At 63.1% G+C, this 17,159-nt stretch carries 13 protein-coding genes; 4 read left to right on the forward strand and 9 right to left on the reverse strand.

Annotated features, from left to right (window positions below):
- Nucleotides 1–155 precede the first annotated feature (155 nt).
- The 9 genes from DM374_RS10040 to yaaA form a co-directional block, all read right to left on the reverse strand.
- Nucleotides 156–1,229, reverse strand: a complete 1,074-nt coding sequence (locus DM374_RS10040) for a mannuronate-specific alginate lyase (RefSeq protein WP_225422474.1) — start codon at nucleotides 1,227–1,229, stop codon at nucleotides 156–158.
- 22 nt (nucleotides 1,230–1,251) lie between these two features.
- Nucleotides 1,252–2,688, reverse strand: a complete 1,437-nt coding sequence (locus tag DM374_RS10045; RefSeq protein ID WP_110969702.1) for an alginate O-acetyltransferase — start codon at nucleotides 2,686–2,688, stop codon at nucleotides 1,252–1,254.
- A gap of 11 nt (nucleotides 2,689–2,699) precedes the next feature.
- Nucleotides 2,700–4,262, reverse strand: a complete 1,563-nt coding sequence (gene algG, locus DM374_RS10050; protein WP_110969703.1) for a mannuronan 5-epimerase AlgG — start codon at nucleotides 4,260–4,262, stop codon at nucleotides 2,700–2,702.
- Between the two features lie 18 nt (nucleotides 4,263–4,280).
- Nucleotides 4,281–5,768 carry an alginate export family protein gene (locus DM374_RS10055; protein WP_110969704.1) on the reverse strand — a complete coding sequence of 496 codons (1,488 nt, stop codon included), beginning with the start codon at nucleotides 5,766–5,768 and terminating at the stop codon, nucleotides 4,281–4,283.
- Nucleotides 5,765–7,168, reverse strand: coding sequence for an alginate biosynthesis TPR repeat lipoprotein AlgK (algK, locus tag DM374_RS10060; protein WP_110969705.1), 1,404 nt, complete (start codon nucleotides 7,166–7,168; stop codon nucleotides 5,765–5,767). Before algK ends, DM374_RS10055 begins: the two co-directional genes overlap by 4 nt.
- Nucleotides 7,169–7,274: 106 nt before the next feature.
- Nucleotides 7,275–8,441 carry an alginate biosynthesis protein Alg44 gene (locus tag DM374_RS10065; protein WP_110969706.1) on the reverse strand — a complete coding sequence of 389 codons (1,167 nt, stop codon included), beginning with the start codon at nucleotides 8,439–8,441 and terminating at the stop codon, nucleotides 7,275–7,277.
- Nucleotides 8,442–8,480: 39 nt separating this feature from the next.
- Nucleotides 8,481–9,971 carry a mannuronan synthase gene (alg8, locus tag DM374_RS10075; RefSeq protein WP_095154574.1) on the reverse strand — a complete coding sequence of 497 codons (1,491 nt, stop codon included), beginning with the start codon at nucleotides 9,969–9,971 and terminating at the stop codon, nucleotides 8,481–8,483.
- A 61-nt stretch (nucleotides 9,972–10,032) separates the two neighbouring features.
- A complete protein-coding gene (locus DM374_RS10080) occupies nucleotides 10,033–11,349 on the reverse strand; it encodes a nucleotide sugar dehydrogenase (RefSeq protein ID WP_110969707.1) in 1,317 nt (438 codons plus the stop codon).
- Nucleotides 11,350–12,605: 1,256 nt separating this feature from the next.
- Nucleotides 12,606–13,385, reverse strand: a complete 780-nt coding sequence (yaaA, locus tag DM374_RS10085) for a peroxide stress protein YaaA (protein ID WP_110969708.1) — start codon at nucleotides 13,383–13,385, stop codon at nucleotides 12,606–12,608.
- Nucleotides 13,386–13,506: 121 nt separating this feature from the next.
- On the opposite strand from yaaA, the gene DM374_RS10090 reads away from it, so the two are divergent.
- From DM374_RS10090 to DM374_RS10105, 4 genes are all read left to right on the forward strand, one after another.
- Nucleotides 13,507–14,634 carry a polysaccharide deacetylase family protein gene (locus tag DM374_RS10090; RefSeq protein WP_110969761.1) on the forward strand — a complete coding sequence of 376 codons (1,128 nt, stop codon included), beginning with the start codon at nucleotides 13,507–13,509 and terminating at the stop codon, nucleotides 14,632–14,634.
- Nucleotides 14,635–14,952: 318 nt separating this feature from the next.
- Nucleotides 14,953–16,347 (forward strand): PhoH family protein, encoded by a 1,395-nt coding sequence (locus tag DM374_RS10095; protein ID WP_110969709.1) that lies wholly within the window; start codon nucleotides 14,953–14,955, stop codon nucleotides 16,345–16,347.
- A 95-nt stretch (nucleotides 16,348–16,442) separates the two neighbouring features.
- Nucleotides 16,443–16,916 carry a cyclic pyranopterin monophosphate synthase MoaC gene (gene moaC / locus DM374_RS10100; protein ID WP_110969710.1) on the forward strand — a complete coding sequence of 158 codons (474 nt, stop codon included), beginning with the start codon at nucleotides 16,443–16,445 and terminating at the stop codon, nucleotides 16,914–16,916.
- Nucleotides 16,913–17,158: a MoaD/ThiS family protein gene (locus DM374_RS10105; RefSeq protein WP_110969711.1), complete on the forward strand. Its 246-nt coding sequence runs from the start codon at nucleotides 16,913–16,915 to the stop codon at nucleotides 17,156–17,158. Before moaC ends, DM374_RS10105 begins: the two co-directional genes overlap by 4 nt.
- The last annotated feature ends 1 nt before the right edge of the window (nucleotide 17,159 follow it).

Raw genomic sequence — 17,159 nt, forward strand, 5'->3', positions numbered from 1 at the left:
TCAAGCATCCGGGGCAACAGCGCCCCCCAAACCCCCCGCTGTTTGGCGGGGGAAACCAGTGTTTCAAGATCCTTGTAGGAGCGAGCTTGCTCGCGATCGCGTCAGCAGGTCCGGCGCCGGTGTCCGGGCGGGCCTCATCGCGAGCAAGCTCGCTCCTACCGGGCTCCCGGGTCGTACACCCGCGTCACATCCCCGCCGAGGCGGAAGCTGTTGAAGGGCTGCAGGTCATGCCGGCGCTGCTGCACGTCGGCGCCGCAGGCGTAGACGCTGCACCACGGCTCCAGCCAGGCGTACTTGCTGCCGACCTTGAGGTCTTTCATGTCCTGGTCTTCGCCGTTCTTGCGCTCGAACGCCGACGGGTCCTTCGACCCGCTCAGCACCCGATCCCCCAGCCGCTTGAGGGCCTGATGGTTTTCATCGCGCAGGTCCACGCCGTTGACCTGGGCGAAGCTGGCGATCATCGCCAGCGGCGGCAGGGCGTAGTTGTGGTAGGCGAGGGCGCGTTGTTTGCGCTTGAGTTCGTTGGGCAAGAAACCCTGGTCGTCGATCTGGTTGGCGGCGACGCGGTATTCCTTCACCGACCAGTCGAACAGGTCACGACGATCAGTAGCGACGGCGGTCGCCATTACCGACCAGGCGGCCCAGTAGCTGTGGTTGTTGATCTTGGCCAGCGGCAGGTTGCTCCAGTCGCTGACCACCTGGTCAGCCAGGCGGCCGAACCATTTTTCAATTTCTTCAGCCTGGGCCTGATGTGCTGCCAGCGGCCGCGCATTGGAGAACTTCAGGCGCAGCCAGGCGCTGCTCATGCTGCCCAGCGCCCATTTGCGCATCGACTTGCCGGTGTGGTTGAAGTCTTTCGACAGCAGCGCATCGGCCCGTGCCCAGGTGCCCAGCCAGGTGAGCGTGCAGTCCAGTTGTTGCGGACGGCCATCGCGCAGGTAGCGGTTGACCTGCTGGGCGACGCCGCGCTCCAGGGTGGTGATGCTGGCGGTGGAGTCGCGGAAGGCCTGTTCGGCGTCTTCGTTGAGGGTCGAGCGGGCGCGGTCCGAGCCTTCGTACTTGCTGCGAAATTGCAGCTTGCCGGTATAAGGCGTCGGTACGGCATCGCACTTGAAGTCGTTCTTGCCGGTTTTCTGTTTCTCGATGCCGGCGTAGTAACCGGGCGGCGGCACCAGCCCGGCAGCCATGACCTGGCCGCCGAGGCTGAGCAGTACCGCGCTGGCGAGCATGCTGAGTCTGTTCATGGTGTCCTCACAGTCCGGCCTGGGCGTTGCGCGAGGCATCGCCTGAACCGCGTTTGCACAAGGTGGCCTGCACCTTCTGGCTGCCGTTTTCCGGACCCTGGAGTTCCACGGCCAGCAAGGTCTGCCCGGCCCAGTCCTCGTCCTCGCGCAACTGGAAGGTGAAACGGCCATCGGTGTCGGAGGTGGTCGGCTTGTCGATCTTCAGGTCTTCGTGGCGGCCGTTGAGGTACCAGAGGGTGGCCTGCAGGGTCTTCACCGAGGTGTCTTCGAAGCGGATATCGAGCTGGTGATTGCGGTTGGTCAGGTCCTTGATCACGCCGTTGCGACCGTTGACCAGCAGCTCGTTGGTGCCCGGCTTGAGCGAGGAACTGGCGCTCATCTGCGCCGGCTTGCCTTCGCAGCCGTTGTCGAGCAGGGCGAGCATCTGCCGCCAGATGGTTTCCTGGTTGAGCGGGTACAGCGGCGAGAATTCCCAGACCAGAATCTTCGGCGGGTTCTTCTTGAATTCCTCGCTGCCCAGGTACTGGATCATCGAGCCTTCCAGGCCACCACCGGGGAAGGCGACGTTGAGCACGTCGGCGCCGATGTACTGTTCCAGGAAGCCGGCGAAGTTGTAGTTCTTGCCGCTGTGGCTGGTGCCGACCAGGGTGATCTGCGCGTTGCCGGAGTCGCCGAACAGGTCGTCGCCGCCGCTTTCGCCCTTGGGTTCGGTGGCGAACTGGTCCATGTACTGCACCGCGTAGCTGGTGCCGCAGAGCTGGCCGGCGACGTTGTGCAGGGTGCCGGTCTTGCCCATGCGCCCGGATTTGGTCGTCTCGAATTCCTTGCGCGGGATGCCTTCGAAGGCGGGCATCGAGTGCACCGTCTCGGCCACGATTTTCGCTGCGCGCTCGGCGCCGTAAGGCGTCCAGTGCTGGTCGCCGCGGAAGTAGAAATCCTTGCCCTGGTCGGCGGCGGCCAGTTGCTCGTTGGTCAGCGGCGACAGGTCGGGCACGTTGTAGCCCATGCCGCCAAAGCGCTTGAGCATCGCTTTGTAATTGCCGAGGGCCTTCTGGTAGTCGAAGCCGGCTTTGTCGGCGGGGTTGAGCATGTTGCGGTTCACCAGGCCACGGGTCGGTTGATAAACCACCACCAGCTCGATGCCGCGTGCCTTGAACGCATCGTGGATCTGCTGCAGGCGTTTGTAGCCGGCCGGGGTGGTGCTGAACTCGGTGCGCAAGTCTTCCTTGGTACGGAACAGCCAGTCGCCCTGGGCCTGCACCAGCGTGGTGAAGTTCTGCTGGTAGCGGGTGGTGTAGCGGCTGGCATCGTGAGCTTCCGGGCACAGTTGGCAGCAAGGCTCGGCGCTGAAGGTCGGCGCCTTGATCTCGTCGGCGCGCACGCCGTTGCTGATCGCCAGCAGGGCGGCGCTGAGGCCGAGGAGTTTCATCAGGTGTGGGGTCATGTCGGGCTTCCTCAATCCAGCATTTCGGTCTGGCGTTCGACCGGGTCGATCAGTACGGCCTTCTGCTGGCGCACCATCAGGTCGAGGATCTCGTCCTGACGCTCGCCGAGCACGCCGGAGAAACTGATGCCGCTGGCCTTGCTCGGGGCCAGCATCGACACCCGGTACAGCTCGACGCTCAGCGGCGAGTCGATGGACAGCGGGCCGCTGCCGTTGGCCGCCAGTTCGCCGCCGACGAGAATCAGCGAGACCTTGGTGTCGAACGGGTCGAGGGCGATGTCGCGGTCGGTGTCGGAGAGGTCCTTGATGTGCCCGTAGACACCCACCAGGCCGTTGGCCATGGCGAGGTTTTCGTACAGGCGGATGTTCACGCTGTTGCGCACGCGGATGCCGTGGCGACGGTTGCTGATCAGCTTGTTGCCCCAGATCAGGTTGTCGCCGCTCTCGTACAGGGTGATGCCGTCGGTGTGGTTGCGGTAAATCTCGTTGTAGGCGATCAGGTTGTTGACGCTGTTGCGGTCGATCACCACGCCGGAGAGTTTGTTGTCGAAACTCTTGTTGTTGATGATCCAGCTGTCGTTGACCTCGCGGGAAATGATGATCCCGTGCTTCTTCTTCGTGCCGTGCACGGTGTTGCCGGCGATGATCAGCCGGTGCGAGCGGTCGTGGGGGTCGATGCCGTAGACGATGTTGTCGCGGTAGGTGCTGTCCTTGACCACGAAGTCGCTGGTCTCGTAGCAGTAGAAGCCGTACCACATGTCGCTGAAGGTCGAGCCGATGATCCAGCCGGTGGGTTCGGCGCGGCCCATCTGCTTGGCCATGTTCGGCGTGTACTGCGAGATGCTCACACCGTAGGACTTGCTCTTGGCGTAGCCGAAGCTGGCCATGGTGGTGTTGACGATGTAGGTCTCGGTGCCGCCCCACGACAGCAGGAACGGACGGAATTCATCCGGTTTGCGGAAGGTCGCCGGGCCGTTGTCGGCCTCGCGCCAGCCGACCACCCGGCTGTCGCTGACGAACAGTTTGCCGTCGTTGACCAGGAACGAGCCGCCTTCCTGGGACAGCCGCAGTTCCTTGACCTTGCCGTTGATTTCCAGGGTCGCGTCGTGGCCGACGACGATCGGCAGGCGGGCCAGGTACACGCCCGGCGAGACTTCACGGACATAGCGGTCGGGCACTTTTTTCGCCAGTTCGGCGAAGTCCACATGGCCGCCGTCGATGAAGATCGCCTGGGGAATGCCACGCTGGCGGGCGACCCATTCGGCGCCCTTGTTGTCGCCGCCGATGAACTCCTTGAGGGTGGTTTCCTGGAGCATGCGGCGCACCGAAACCTGGCCCTTGTGACTGCGGTCGATCTTCTTCTGCACCGCCTCGGCGGTGTAGCCGCTGAGGTCCGGCAGGGTCGGCGGGTCCATGTGCAAGGGCTCCACCGGCGCGCTGCTGACGGTGTAGGTCTTGGCGTGCTGCAGCCCTTTGGCGGTCGGCGCTGCCTGGCCATTGGCCTGGGCGATGCCGCTGGCCAGCAGCAGGGCGCCGGCCAGCAGGGCGTGGAGCCTGTTCGGATGAAGGTTCATGTCAGTGCTCTCCGTGCATCAGAAGCGCCAGACCACGTCAACGAAGGCGCGATGCATGTAGGAGTCGGCCTCTTTGCCGTAGGCGTCGCCCGGCTTGAACACGCCGCCGCGAAAACGCACCAGCGCCGAGGGTTCGTCGATCGACTTGCTCAGCGCCGCTGGCAGCAGGCCCTGTTTGAAGTACTTGGTGACCACCAGGTCCATTTCCTGCCCGACATCTTTTTCGCCCTGGATCAGCGGACGGTTGATGCCGCCGTCGTCGACCACAGCGTTGATGCCGCTGCCGCCGAGGTTCTGGTCGCCATCGACGCGCCAGAACTTGTGGTAGATCAGGCTGGCGTCGTAGTCGTCGCGCAGTTGCCAGGAGGTGAACAGGGTCGCCGCTTGCAGGTTGCCCAGCTCGCCGCGGAAGGCTTCGCCGAAGCGGTGTACACGCGAGCGGGTGCCGGTGAAGTTGGAGCGGTTGCTCTCAAGGCCGGTCTGCTCGTAGTTGTTCGAGCCGTCGCTGCCGCCACCACCGCTGCCGCGGGCGTAGGCGGCGCCGACTTGCCAGTTGGGATCGAGACGCAGGCGGATGCCGAGGTCGGTGGCCCAGGCGTTGACGTCGCCGCTCTGCTTGCCGGTGGCGACCTGTTCGCCGTTCACCGTGGTGCTGCCGAGGGTGTCGCGGTCGCCGGTCAGCCAGGTGAGGCTGCCCCAGTAATTGACGGTGTTCTGGTTGCGCCAGTTGTAGGCGTCGCTGTTGGCTTCAACACCGAGCCAGGTGAGGTCGCCGGTGCGGGTCTTGTCGAGGGCGTCGAGGGTTTCGCCGGGGTTCTTCAGCTTGCCGTCGTCGTGGGTGTGGTGGGCGCGCAGGCCGACCCAGTGGCCGGGTGTCCATTGCGCCGCCACATCGCCGTAGACATGCAGGCGGTCCTTGTCTTCGGCAGCCAGTTCCGTGAGGTCGGTGCGGTACTCGCTGAAGCGTTCGGCCACGCCGAGGTTGGCCCGCAGCAGGGTGGTGTCGAAGGTCCAGTTCAGCGCTTCGATGTTGGTGTCGCGCCACATGCCGTCGTCGTTGCGCAGGCGCTGGCGGCCGAAGCGCAACTGCTCGCCGGGGTAGGCGGTGAAGCCGCTGTAGCCGACCCAGAACTCGCGCATCGCCAGGTAGTTTTTCTTGGCTTCGCGGTCGTCGCTGCTGCTGTTGGCGTTGTCGATTTCGCTGCCGTCGGCGGACTGGCGGCTGGTGTCGGTCTCGATGATGTCGGTGGCTGCGACGGCCTGGCCCATGGCGTAGGCGCTCCAGTCGCCGCGCTCGAAGAACACCCACGGGCGCAGGTCGAGGCCGAGGCCGTTGACGTCGCCGCCAGCGCGGGTGCCGAGGTCACGGTCGTCTTCGGACTGGCCGGTGATTTTCACTTCCAGGCCGAAGTTCTTTTCGGCGGTTTCGGCGGCCAGGGTCGGGCAGGCCCAGAACAGCGCGAAGCTCAGGCCGAGGCCGGCTTTCATCCACGGATTGAGCGTCATAGGGAGTCCTCAGCTTGTTCGTCGTCGGGGGCTTGCACCGTTTGTATGGCCAGGGCCGCAGGGCCTGGGCCCATGGCGCCACGGGCGGCACGTTCCTGTTGCAGCAGGCGCTGGGCGGCGGCTTTCTGTTCGGGGCTGAGCTGGGCGTCGAGTTCGCCCGCCAGGGCGGTGGATTGCTCGCTGGCGTTGGCCTGCGCCAGTTGGGCGAAGACCCAGGCGTTTACAGGGTCCTGGCGAATGCCGTGACCTTCGCTGAACAACTGGGCCAGGGCGTAGTCGGCGCTGAGCTGGCCGCCGCGTGCGGCTTGCAGCAGGTGATCGACCGCCTTCTGTGGCTCGACATCGCCCAGGTAACCGCGGCGGTAAAGCTGGCCGAGGTAGTAATGGGCGCTGATCTCGCCGGCGCTGGCGGCGGCGAGCAGGTGGGATTCGGCTTTCGGCGCGTCGGCCGGCAGGGTCTTGCCTTCGTAGTAGAGGCGACCCAGCAGCAGTTCGGCGCGTGGTTGCTCGGCGGCGCGGCCCTTGTCGATGTAGCCCATCAACTGGTCGCTGTCGCCCAGTTCGGGGAAGTCGTAGAGCAGTTGCGCGAGACTGACCCAGGACGCCGGGTTCTGCGGCGCGATGTTTTCGAGCAGGGCCTGCGCGGTTTTTTCGTCGGTCTGGCCGAGGTTGCGGTCGGCCAGTACACGGGCCACGCTGTCGACCCGGCTGGCCGGGACTACGCCGCGCTGGTAGGCGCTTTTGAGCTGGTCCAGCAGCGCCGCCTGTTGCTCGGGCTGGGCGCGTTTCTGGTAGACGGTGGCGAGTTCGACGTAGCAGATGTCGGTGCTGGTCAGCGCAGCCTTGCAGATGCGCTCGACGTCATCGAGGTGCTGGTCGTAAGTGTTCTGCGTGCGGTACAGCAGCACCTGGGCCAGGCCCGCTTCCGGGTAGCCGGCGGCGCGCCACTGGTCGATCTGGTTTTGCGCATTGATCCGCGGGAAGCTCTGCGGGTATTGCAGGTAGAGCATCGCCAGCGGGATCAGGGTGTTGCCCTCGCCGTTGGCGAAGGCTTTCTTCAACAGGGTTTCGGCTTCCTGGCGCTCGGCTTCGCTGGCATCGGGCTTGGCTGCCAGCAGACGGCCGAGGCGGGCCTGGGCGCGGGGCGAGACATCGGCGGCGGCGCGGTAGGTGGCTTCGGCTTCCTTCAGCTTGGCCGGGTCGCGGGTTTCCACCTGGATATCGGCAAGCCCGACCTGGGCTTCGCTGTAGCCGAGGTCGGCGAGTTGCCGGTAGTTGCGTTCGGCGGTGGCAGTGTCACCGTTTTTCAGGGCTTCGTTGGCCAGGCGCTGGTCGGGGAGGCCGGCGCAGCCGGTGAGGCTGATGGCCAGGGCCAGGGCGCAAATTAGTGTGGGCCTCATCGCTGGCAAGCCAGCTCCCACAGAGACTGCTTGCATTGAACTTGTGGGAGCTGGCTTGCCAGCGATTAGCCACAACGCGGTGTAATTGTTCATCGGAGAACCCTCTTCAGAGCCCATGCGCCACAGCGCTATCGATCAACCAGTCCAGCGACGGACCCCGCTTGGCGTTGACGCTCGCCGGCAAGCCGATCAGGTTCGAAGGCATCGGCGCATCCGGTTTGATCTGCACGCGGATATCCGAAGACAGGTCGTCCTGGTTCAGGTTGCTGCTGCTGACGATCTGCCCGGTACGGGTCTGCTCTTCACCGGCGACCTGGAAGTTGACCCGGGTGCCCGGCTTCACATCGTCGAACTGGCGATAGCTGAAGCGCGCCTCGACCGTCGGGTTGGTGGTGCGCGGGACCAACTGGAAGATCACCGTGCCCTTGGCGGCGTACTGGCCGTCGTCCACCAGTTGCCGCGCCACGGTGCAGTCGCACGGGCTGGTGAGGGTGCCGCTCATCTGCTTGCCGAACAGTTCTTCAACCTTGGCCGGCTCCAGTTGCTGGTCGTCCAGATGCCCCTTGAGCAGATCGAGCATGCTGGTGCTGAAAGACGCCAGCGGCGCGCCCTTGACCACTTCGCCACCGTTGTCCACCAACGCCTGCACCGTACCGTCGCGCGGCATGGTGACCTGGGTGGTCGGCACGCTGACCACGCCGGCCTCGGCATGGCTGACGAAGTACAGGCCGTAGATCGACTTGGCGACGAAGCCGAACGCCGCGACCCCGACCACGAATACGCCGAGGCTGAAGGTCACCGCCCGCAGCCGGCCCAGCGGGCTCAGGCCGCCATGGGTGTCTTTCTGCTTGCGCGCCTTGGTGAAGTTGTCGCGCTGCAGGGTGCTGAGCACGTCGCCGATGCTGATCAATTCGCCGGACAGGTGCGAGGTGATGAGGTGGCGCAGGGTGGCGATGTCGCGCTGTTCGAGGTTCTGGAACTGCACCCCGGTGCGGCCGCTGGACGGATCGAAGGAGCGCACCTGGAATTCCACGTCCATCGACAGGCCGAGGTTGTCCACCGTGAATTGCAGGCGGCCGCGCAGCACGTCGCCGACCGTCAGTGGCTGTTTGGCGTGGAAGCTCAGGCCCCCGGCGGAAAGGTCGTCGACCTTCATTTCCAGGGTTTCGCGGTTGGCCCCCAGGTAGCGCAGCTTGGCGGGAATGCGCACCCTGGCATGCTGACGCTGGGTTTCGGACTCATGCACGACATTGACGTTCACGGCGGTATTCATGGTTATGTTTTCCTGTTGGGTCCGTTGGGTTACCGCGGCTCACACGACCACGAACAGCACAGCAACGAAGATGCTGGCCGCCGAGAAGGTCATGGTCCGGGAAGACCAGGTGTTGAACCATTGTTGAAAGCTGGCGAGGTCGCGTTTGAGCGCGGTGGGCTGGCGGGTCCAGGACTGTCGGTCGAGGCGGAAGAACACGTAGATCTTCATCAGCGCGCCGACGATCTGGTTGTAGTAAAGGATCAGCGGATAAGCCGGGCCGATCTTGTGCCCCGAGCACAGCAACATGAGGGTCAGGATCAGGCGGGTCAGGCCGATCCACAGCAGGTAGGCGAGGAGGAACTTGCCGCCGAACTTGAGGCTGGCGATCACCGCGACGGTGAGGCCCAGCAGGCTGGTCCACATCGACACGCGCTGGTCGAACAGCACCACGCTGGTGAACAGACCGAGGCGACGCATGCCCAGGCCGAGGGCGCGAGAGTTCTGCCGCAGGTTATTGCCGTACCAGCGGTACATCAGTTTGCGGCTGGCTTTGATGAAGCTCTTTTCCGGCGGGTGCTCGACGGTGTTGATCGCCGCGTCAGGCACGTAGAAGGTGTCGTAGCCCAGGCGCATCAGGCTGAACCAGCTCGACTTGTCGTCGCCGGTGAGGAACTTGAAGCGGCCCAGGCGCCAGTGCATCAGCGAGTCGCTCTCGACGTCGGCGATGAACTCGGGGTTGGTCACCACGCTTGCGCGGAACACCGACATGCGCCCGGTCATGGTCAGCACGCGCTTGGACAGGGCCATCGAGCACATGTTGATGTGGCGCTGGGCGAAGCGCAGCTTGTGCCATTCGCTCATGATGTAGCCGCCGCGCACTTCGCAGAATTCGTTGGTGGTCAGGCCGCCGACGTTGCCGAACAGCTTGAACCAGGGGACGGTCTTGCGCACTACACCTTCGCCGAGCACGGTGTCGCCGTCGATCACCGCGACCACTGCGTTGTCGTCCGGCAGGTGACGGGAGATGGCGCGGAAGCCGAAGGCCAGGCCATCGCGCTTGCCGGTGCCGGCGATGCGCACGAAGTCCAGGCTGACCCGATCCGGCGGGTTGTATTTGGCCCACAGGCTTTTCACCAGCAGCTCATCGGACATTTCCACCAGCGAGCAGACCACGGTGGTGGGGTAGCCGCAGTCGATCGCTTCGCGAATCACCGAGCTGTAGACCTGGGCGGTGGTCAGGGCGTCGATGCGAAAACTGGTGACCATCAAGTACACGTGCGACGGGTCGGCGGCGGCGCCGAGCTTGCGCACCTTGCGCCGCAGCCGTGGGTAAACCACGTAGAGAAACAGCATGCCGCGGACGAAATGGGTGGCGCCCATGGAATAGCGCCAGATGCCGACGGCGCCGATCAGAAAGAGGAAATCCTTCGAGTCGGGGTCGAACAGGGTGTTGGGCAAGGCCAGGGCGATCAACATGAGCAAAGTCACGTAGAACAGCCAACCGGCAGCCTGTAGCAGGCCGTGCTTGAGGCTTTGCATGTTCTGCATCCGTATCGGTGACGTCAGGTTGGAAAAAGCGCGCGGGGCCGGACAGCCCCGCGCGGCCTGCTTACCAGCAGATGCCTTCGGTACGGGTGGTCGGGCAGGTGGACTTGCTCATGAAGCCCACCAGGTCGATCACTTGCTTGCCGGCCGGAGCCTGTTGGGCGAGGGCGCGGAACTGTTCGTCGCGGTTGCCCAGGACGATGATCTCGGCGTCGTCGATGACCTGTTGCAGGTCAGCGTTGAGCAGCGAGGAGACGTGGGGGATCTTCGATTCGATGTAGTCCTTGTTGGCGCCGTGGACGCGGGCGTACTGGACGTTCTGGTCGTAGATGTTCAGTTGGTAGCCTTTGCCGATCAGGCGCTCGGCAAGTTCCACCAGCGGGCTTTCGCGCAGGTCGTCGGTGCCGGCCTTGAAGCTCAGGCCGAGCAGGGCGACCTTACGCTTGTCGTGGCTTTCGATGATGTCGAAGGCGTTCTGCACCTGGGATTCGTTGCTGCGCATCAGCGAGTCGAGCAGCGGTGCTTTCACGTCCAGGCTGCCGGCGCGGTAGGTGAGCGCGCGGACGTCCTTGGGCAGGCACGAGCCGCCGAAGGCGAAGCCGGGGCGCATGTAGTACTGCGACAGGTTGAGGGCCTTGTCCTGGCAGACCACGTCCATCACTTCGCGGCCATCGACACCCACCGCCTTGGCGATGTTGCCGATCTCGTTGGCGAAGGTGACCTTGGTCGCGTGCCAGACGTTGCAGGTGTACTTGATCATCTCGGCCACTTCGATGTCCTTGCGGATGATCGGTGCGTCGAGTTCTTCGTAGAGAGCCTGGAGCACGTCGCCGCTGGCGCGGTCCAGCTCACCGATGACGGTCATGGGTGGCTTGTCGTAGTCGGCGATCGCGGTGCTTTCGCGCAGGAACTCGGGGTTCACCGCGACACCGAAATCGACCCCGGCTTTCTTGCCCGAGCAGTCTTCGAGGATCGGGATCACCACGTTCTTCACTGTGCCCGGCAGCACGGTGCTGCGGACTACGATGGTGTGGCGGCTGGCTTTGTCGCGCAGGACGAAACCGATTTCACGGCAGACCGACTCGATGTATTCCAGGCCCAGGTCGCCGTTTTTCTTACTGGGGGTGCCGACGCAGATCATCGACAGGTCGCTGTCGCGGATGGCCTGGGAAAAGTCGGTGGTGCCGCGCAGGCGGCCGGTGCTGATGCCCTGTTGCAACAGGCCTTCGAGGCCTGGCTCGACAATCGGGGATTTGCCCTGGTTGATCAGGTCGATCTTGGTTGCGGAAACGTCCACGCCAATCACGTCATGGCCTCGTGTGGACAGACAACCGGCACAGACTGCACCCACATAACCCAAACCAAAGATGCTGATACGCATCGCATTCACCTCATGTAGTTAGCAATGCCGATTCCATTCAAAGAACCGGACCGGGTTGATTTACCAGCCGTTTTTCGGGCGCACGGAACTGTGGCGTTAAATGCGCAGTACCGCGTGCAGGCATAAGTAATTTGTGAGCGCGCTATCGCGTGCTCAAAGTAGGCAGCCAATGGCCATTAATCGGGACGTGCCCAAAACGCTAGCCGTCTTTATTGCAGTACTGCACTTTCAATACTGCAGTGCTTGTTTTTTCAAGTGGATTAAATCCTTTGAAATCAACCACTAGGACGAGTTGTGAGTGCGTATTCTCCTGGGCGTGAGCCGCGCGCCGAACGGGTCTCGGGCGGGTGCTCAACTGACTCTGTATAACTTCCTGACTTCAGTTTGTTATGTAAGTCATTTCTCACACATGGTTCGAAAATCGTTACGGGTGGTATGAGCGAGCGGCGAGGGGATAAGTTCCTGAGGGCGGAGAGTGCCGGTGAAAGATTTTTTAATATTTCTCTACTTGCCGATACTTTCACTTTGATGGCACGCAGGAGTTTCGTCCCGGTATATAAAGGGCGAACTTGGGGTGGGATGGTTTTGTGCCAGTACTGAAAATTTTTTCAGGATTTTTCGTCAAAAAACTACGAACGGTCTTATGGCGTTTTGCGATAAGGATGGAGGGGCGGTTTTTTGGCGCCGGAATAATGGCGATTTTGTAGGGTCAGGGTGAGGTTGAGGGGCGTCCCGACAAGCCAGCTCCAGGGTTCGGTGCATGCCGATTCTGTGGGAGCTGGCTTGCCAGCGATAAGCATGGGTATCTACACAATTTATGGTTATGCATTGGCTGCCATGTGTCAGCCGACATGCCTTTAGCGCCTTGAGATCGAGCGCCGCCCGCGCGGCGCATCGCGAGCAAGCTCGCTCCTACATGGATTGCAACGTCCCATGGCCTGTCAGAGAGGTGTTGCCCGCTCTTGGCGTTCGGCGATGAATCGCGGGGAGGCTGTTAGGGTCGACTCAATACCGCGCCGTACAAACAAGGCGGTCAACTATGGCCTGACAGGCATAGGTACGTTGCAACCAATGTAGGAGCGAGCTCGCTCGCGATGCGCCGCGCGGGCGGCGCTCGTTCTAAAGGGCGCTAGAAAACTTCCGGCATGCGCCTGGTGGCCCCTACTCGGTCTTTTGACAGGCGCCTTCCAGCCACCACATGACCGAAAGATGTGTAGATACCCATGCAGCGATAAGGCCGTCAGCAGCACAACAGATCAGTCGTCAGGATGATCCCGCAGGAACACCAGATTATCCGGCTTCGACTGCTCGGCACTGTAGTAGTAGCCCTGCACATCGAACTGCTTCAGGCGCTCCGGATCATTGATGCGCTCCTGAATCACGAAGCGGCTCATCAGGCCGCGCGCCTTCTTGGCGTAGAAGCTGATGATCTTGTACTGGCCATTCTTCTGGTCGCGGAACTCGGTGTTGATGATCCGCGCCTTGAGGGCGCTGCGTTTCACGGCGCTGAAGTATTCGTTGCTGGCCAGGTTCAACAGCAGGTCGTCGCCTTGCTCGGCGAGCGCCTGGTTCAGCCATTCGCTGATCCGCGTGCCCCAGAAGGCATACAGGTCTTTGCCGCGGGCGTTGGCGAGCTTGGTGCCCATTTCCAGGCGGTACGGCTGCATCAGGTCCAGCGGGCGCAGCAGGCCATACAGGCCGGACAGCATGCGCAGGTGATCCTGGGCGTAGCTGAAATCGTCCTCACTGAGGCTTTCGGCAGCGAGCCCGGTGTACACGTCACCCTTGAACGCCAGCAGCGCCTGCTTGGCGTTAGCCGGGGTGAAATCCGGGGTCCAGCTACCGAAACGCGCGGCGTTGAGGCCGGCGAGCTTGTCGGACAGGTGCATCAGTTCACTGATCTGCGCCGGCGACAGGTCGCGCAGTTGCACTATCAGTTCCTGGGAGTCGTCCAGGTACTGCGGCAGGGTGTGCCGCGAGGTGACGGGCGGGGTGTCGTAATCGAGGGTCTTGGCGGGGGAAATCACCGTCAGCATGAGGTCGGCTCCTTGAATCGTGGCCGCGATTCTACGGGGCGGGGCCGATGTTCTCCAGCTATCGCGGCGATAGCCGGGCGCGCTGCTATAGTGCGCGGCGGATGAACCGGAGAGTGTGAACGTGCGCATAGCCCTAGTTGCCCTGACAGCCCTGCTCAGCCTCGTGGCCCAGGCCGCCCCGCTGGAAATCGCGACGTTCGAGCGCAGCCACTGGCCGGAAACGCTGGATACACCGGTGTTGTTCGACGTCGCCTCGCGGGCCGAGATTCTGTCCTTCGCCCGTGTCCTGAGTGAAACCGAGGTGCTGAACGAGCCGACCCTGGCGGCGCGTCTGCAACTGCGTCAGATCAACCTGCCGGCCATCAGCGAATACCGCGAACGGCTCTGGCGCACGCTGTGGCGCAACTACGACAGGGCCCAGCAGAGTTGCGAGCAGGACGCGTCGTTCTGCTATGCCATCGAAAACCTCGGTGACCTGCGCCAGCAAGCGGCGAAGTTCGCCGTCGACGCCGATTCCTTTTATGCCGGCTGGGCCGAGCCGAGCCGGCAATTCCACACCACCTACCTCAACGAACTGCTGCGCAAGGCCGCGCTGTTCCCGCAGACCGCCAGCGAAGTGATGTTCTACGACGCCGCAGAGGTCAACGGTGATCGCCTCAATGACCGGGTGTTCTTGTTCACCTTCGATGGTGGCCCGAGCATGGCCGGGGCCACCACCGAGCAATTGAGCGTGTTCCTGCGCAAGCAGAAACTCGACGGCCTGTTCTTCGTCCTCGGCCAGAGCGTGCAGGGCCGCCGCGACAAACTTTCGCTGGCGGCGCTGCGCGAGGTCTATCGCGGACAGTGCGTGGGTGTGCAGGGCTGGCAGTACCGCTCCCATGCCCAGTGGAAGGACTGGGAAGACTCGGTGCTGCGCAGTGTCGCGCGGGTCCAGGGCGATCTGCCAGATCAGTATGTGCCACTGTTTCGCCCACCCTACGGCCAGCGCCGGGCCGACAGCGCTGGCTTTTTCGCCAGTCAGAACCTGCGCGTGACGTTGTGGGATATCGACGCTCAGGACCTCAGCCCGCTGACCGCCGAGCAATCGGCGCAGCGCACCTTGAGCCTGATGTTGTTATGGCGTCGCGGCTTGATCCAGTTGCACGACAGCCAGCCGAAAGCGCAGGCGGTGGTGACCTGGTTGCTGACGCACACGGCACAAAGCGGGATTGGCTGGGAGAGTTGCCGAGACTTTGCGGGTCGGCAGTAGCAGGGAAGCCCGGGGCTGGGCGAAACGTTTCAACGGGCTCCATCCTTGAATGTAGTCGTGCTTTGCGACGCCGCCAAGGGCAATTCGTCCAAGCGAAAAATAAACTGTCCTTGTGCATGAAAATGCTTTTTCCGGTAACGGTTTTTGCGGTATGTAGGAGTCAGACAGCCGAACCCTGCAGCCAGGTGGCGTCTTCCAAGGCCCCCTTGTTGGCAGGTTCGCTTCCCGCCCGTAGCAACGCGGATACGGAAAGCGCGGCGGTCACTCTGCGATGCGCGAAGTACCGCATCGTGTAGCTTCCACATAAGGTGACCGAGTATGGATGACCAAGGACGCAACCCTTCCTCCAACCAGCCAATCCTGTATGTGCTCGATACCAATGTCCTGATTCACGATCCCAACGCCTTGCTCAACTTCGAGGAGCACCACGTCGCGATACCGATGACGGTGCTGGAGGAACTCGACAAGCTCAAGACCGGAAAACACACCATCGCCGCCGAATGTCGCCAGGCTATTCGCCTGATCGACCAGACCCTCGGTGACGCCAACCCCGAAGACGTCGAACAGGGCGTATCGATCCAGCGTGGCAAGGGCGGGCCCAAGGGCTTCCTGTCGATCCTGATGACCCCGCGTGCCGAACCGCACCGTCTGCTGCCCGAACACCTGAACGACAACATCATCATCAACCAGGTGCTGGAACTGCGCAGTCGGCGCAAGGACCGCGACGTGGTGCTGGTGACCAAAGACATCAACATGCGCCTCAAGGCCCGCGCCTGTGGAATCGCGGCGGAGGACTACAGTACCGACCAGCTGGTTGACGACGTCAGCCTGCTGTCCAAGGGCTATCACTCGGTCACCGGATCGTTCTGGGACCGCGTTAGCAAGGTCGAGACCCGCCAGGAACGGGGTCGCACCTGGCACCGTGTGCAATTGATCGACAACCTGCCAGCGGTCCACGTCAACGAGTTCATCATCGACGAACAGGGCTTCGTCGGCTGGATCAAGGGCATCAAGGACAGCGAACTGCTGCTGCTCGACCTCCATCAGGAACCGCTGCTGCACCAGGAAGCCTGGGGCCTGAAACCTCGCGATATTCATCAGGCGCTGGCACTGTTCGCGCTGCTCGACCCGGACATCCACCTGGTCAACCTCACCGGCGCCGCGGGCTCCGGCAAGACCATCCTGGCCCTGGCCGCGGCCATCGAGCAGACCATGGTCAGCAAGCGCTACCGGCGCATCATCGCCACCCGCAGCGTGCAGGGGCTGGACCAGGAAATCGGCTTCCTGCCGGGCACCGAGGCGGAAAAAATGGAACCCTGGCTCGGTGCCATCACCGACAACCTCGAAGCCCTGCACATGGACGACGAGAACACCCATGGCAGCGTCGAGTACATCCTTGAAAGAGTCCCGCTGCAGTTCAAGTCGCTGAACTACATTCGTGGTCGCAGCTTCCAGCAAAGCCTGATCCTGATCGACGAATGCCAGAACCTCACGCCGCACCAGATGAAAACCATCATCACCCGTGCCGGCACTGGTTCGAAGGTGATCTGCCTGGGCAACCTGGCGCAGATCGACACCCCTTACCTGTCGGCCACCAGTTCCGGGCTGACCTACCTCACCGAACGCTTCAAGGACTTCCCCAACGGCGTTCACATCACCCTGCAGGGCGTACCGCGGTCGGTCCTCGCCGAATACGCCGAATCCCACCTGTAAACCACGCCCCGGGCGGCCTCGCGCCGCCCGGTTTTTTTCGCTGGCAAAGCTGACTCCCAGGTTTACAATCGGGGCTCCTGATCTGGAGTAACCCTGTGCTGACTCATCTCGATTCCCAAGGCCGCGCCGCCATGGTCGACGTCACCGACAAGGCCGTGACCTTCCGCGAAGCCGTGGCCGAAGCCCGCGTGCGCATGCTCCCGCAGACCCTGGCAATGATCGTCGACGGCGCCCATCCCAAGGGCGATGTGTTTGCCGTGGCGCGTATTGCCGGGATCCAGGCGGCGAAGAAAACCAGCGACCTGATTCCCCTGTGCCATCCGCTGATGCTCACCAGCGTCAAGGTCGAACTGAGCGCCGAAGGCCAGGACGCCGTGCACATCGTCGCCCGCTGCAAGCTGTCCGGGCAGACCGGCGTGGAAATGGAAGCCCTGACCGCCGCCAGCGTTGCCGCGTTGACCATCTATGACATGTGCAAGGCCGTCGATCGCGGCATGACCATTGAAAACGTGCGCCTGCTGGAAAAGCTCGGCGGCAAGAGCGGCCACTACCAGGCGGATACGCAATGACGATCAACGTGGTGTATTTCGCTCGCTACCGTGAGTTGTTGGGCATGGACGGCGAGGTGCTCGACGGCGCTTTCGCCTGCATCGAAGACGTGCGCCAGGCCTTGCTCGACAAGGGCGAGCGCTACGCCGTGCTGGCCGAAAAGAACCTGATGTGCGCGCGCAACCAGGACCTGTGCAAGCCGGACGAAGCCCTGGAAGATGGCGACGAAGTCGCGTTCTTCCCGCCGGTCACCGGAGGTTGAG

It is taken from the genome of Pseudomonas huaxiensis (assembly GCF_003231275.1).
Lineage (GTDB): Bacteria > Pseudomonadota > Gammaproteobacteria > Pseudomonadales > Pseudomonadaceae > Aquipseudomonas > Aquipseudomonas huaxiensis.

What these genes read in the sequence shown, in the direction of transcription:
- DM374_RS10040 (WP_225422474.1), bottom strand. Translation starts at nt 1,229, where the DNA reads ATGCTCGCCAGCGCGGTACTGCTCAGCCTCGGCGGCCAGGTCATGGCT.
- DM374_RS10045 (WP_110969702.1), bottom strand. Translation starts at nt 2,688, where the DNA reads ATGACCCCACACCTGATGAAACTCCTCGGCCTCAGCGCCGCCCTGCTG.
- algG (WP_110969703.1), bottom strand. Translation starts at nt 4,262, where the DNA reads ATGAACCTTCATCCGAACAGGCTCCACGCCCTGCTGGCCGGCGCCCTG.
- DM374_RS10055 (WP_110969704.1), bottom strand. Translation starts at nt 5,768, where the DNA reads ATGACGCTCAATCCGTGGATGAAAGCCGGCCTCGGCCTGAGCTTCGCG.
- algK (WP_110969705.1), bottom strand. Translation starts at nt 7,168, where the DNA reads ATGAGGCCCACACTAATTTGCGCCCTGGCCCTGGCCATCAGCCTCACC.
- DM374_RS10065 (WP_110969706.1), bottom strand. Translation starts at nt 8,441, where the DNA reads ATGAATACCGCCGTGAACGTCAATGTCGTGCATGAGTCCGAAACCCAG.
- alg8 (WP_095154574.1), bottom strand. Translation starts at nt 9,971, where the DNA reads ATGCAGAACATGCAAAGCCTCAAGCACGGCCTGCTACAGGCTGCCGGT.
- DM374_RS10080 (WP_110969707.1), bottom strand. Translation starts at nt 11,349, where the DNA reads ATGCGTATCAGCATCTTTGGTTTGGGTTATGTGGGTGCAGTCTGTGCC.
- yaaA (WP_110969708.1), bottom strand. Translation starts at nt 13,385, where the DNA reads ATGCTGACGGTGATTTCCCCCGCCAAGACCCTCGATTACGACACCCCG.
- DM374_RS10095 (WP_110969709.1), top strand. Translation starts at nt 14,953, where the DNA reads ATGGATGACCAAGGACGCAACCCTTCCTCCAACCAGCCAATCCTGTAT.
- DM374_RS10105 (WP_110969711.1), top strand. Translation starts at nt 16,913, where the DNA reads ATGACGATCAACGTGGTGTATTTCGCTCGCTACCGTGAGTTGTTGGGC.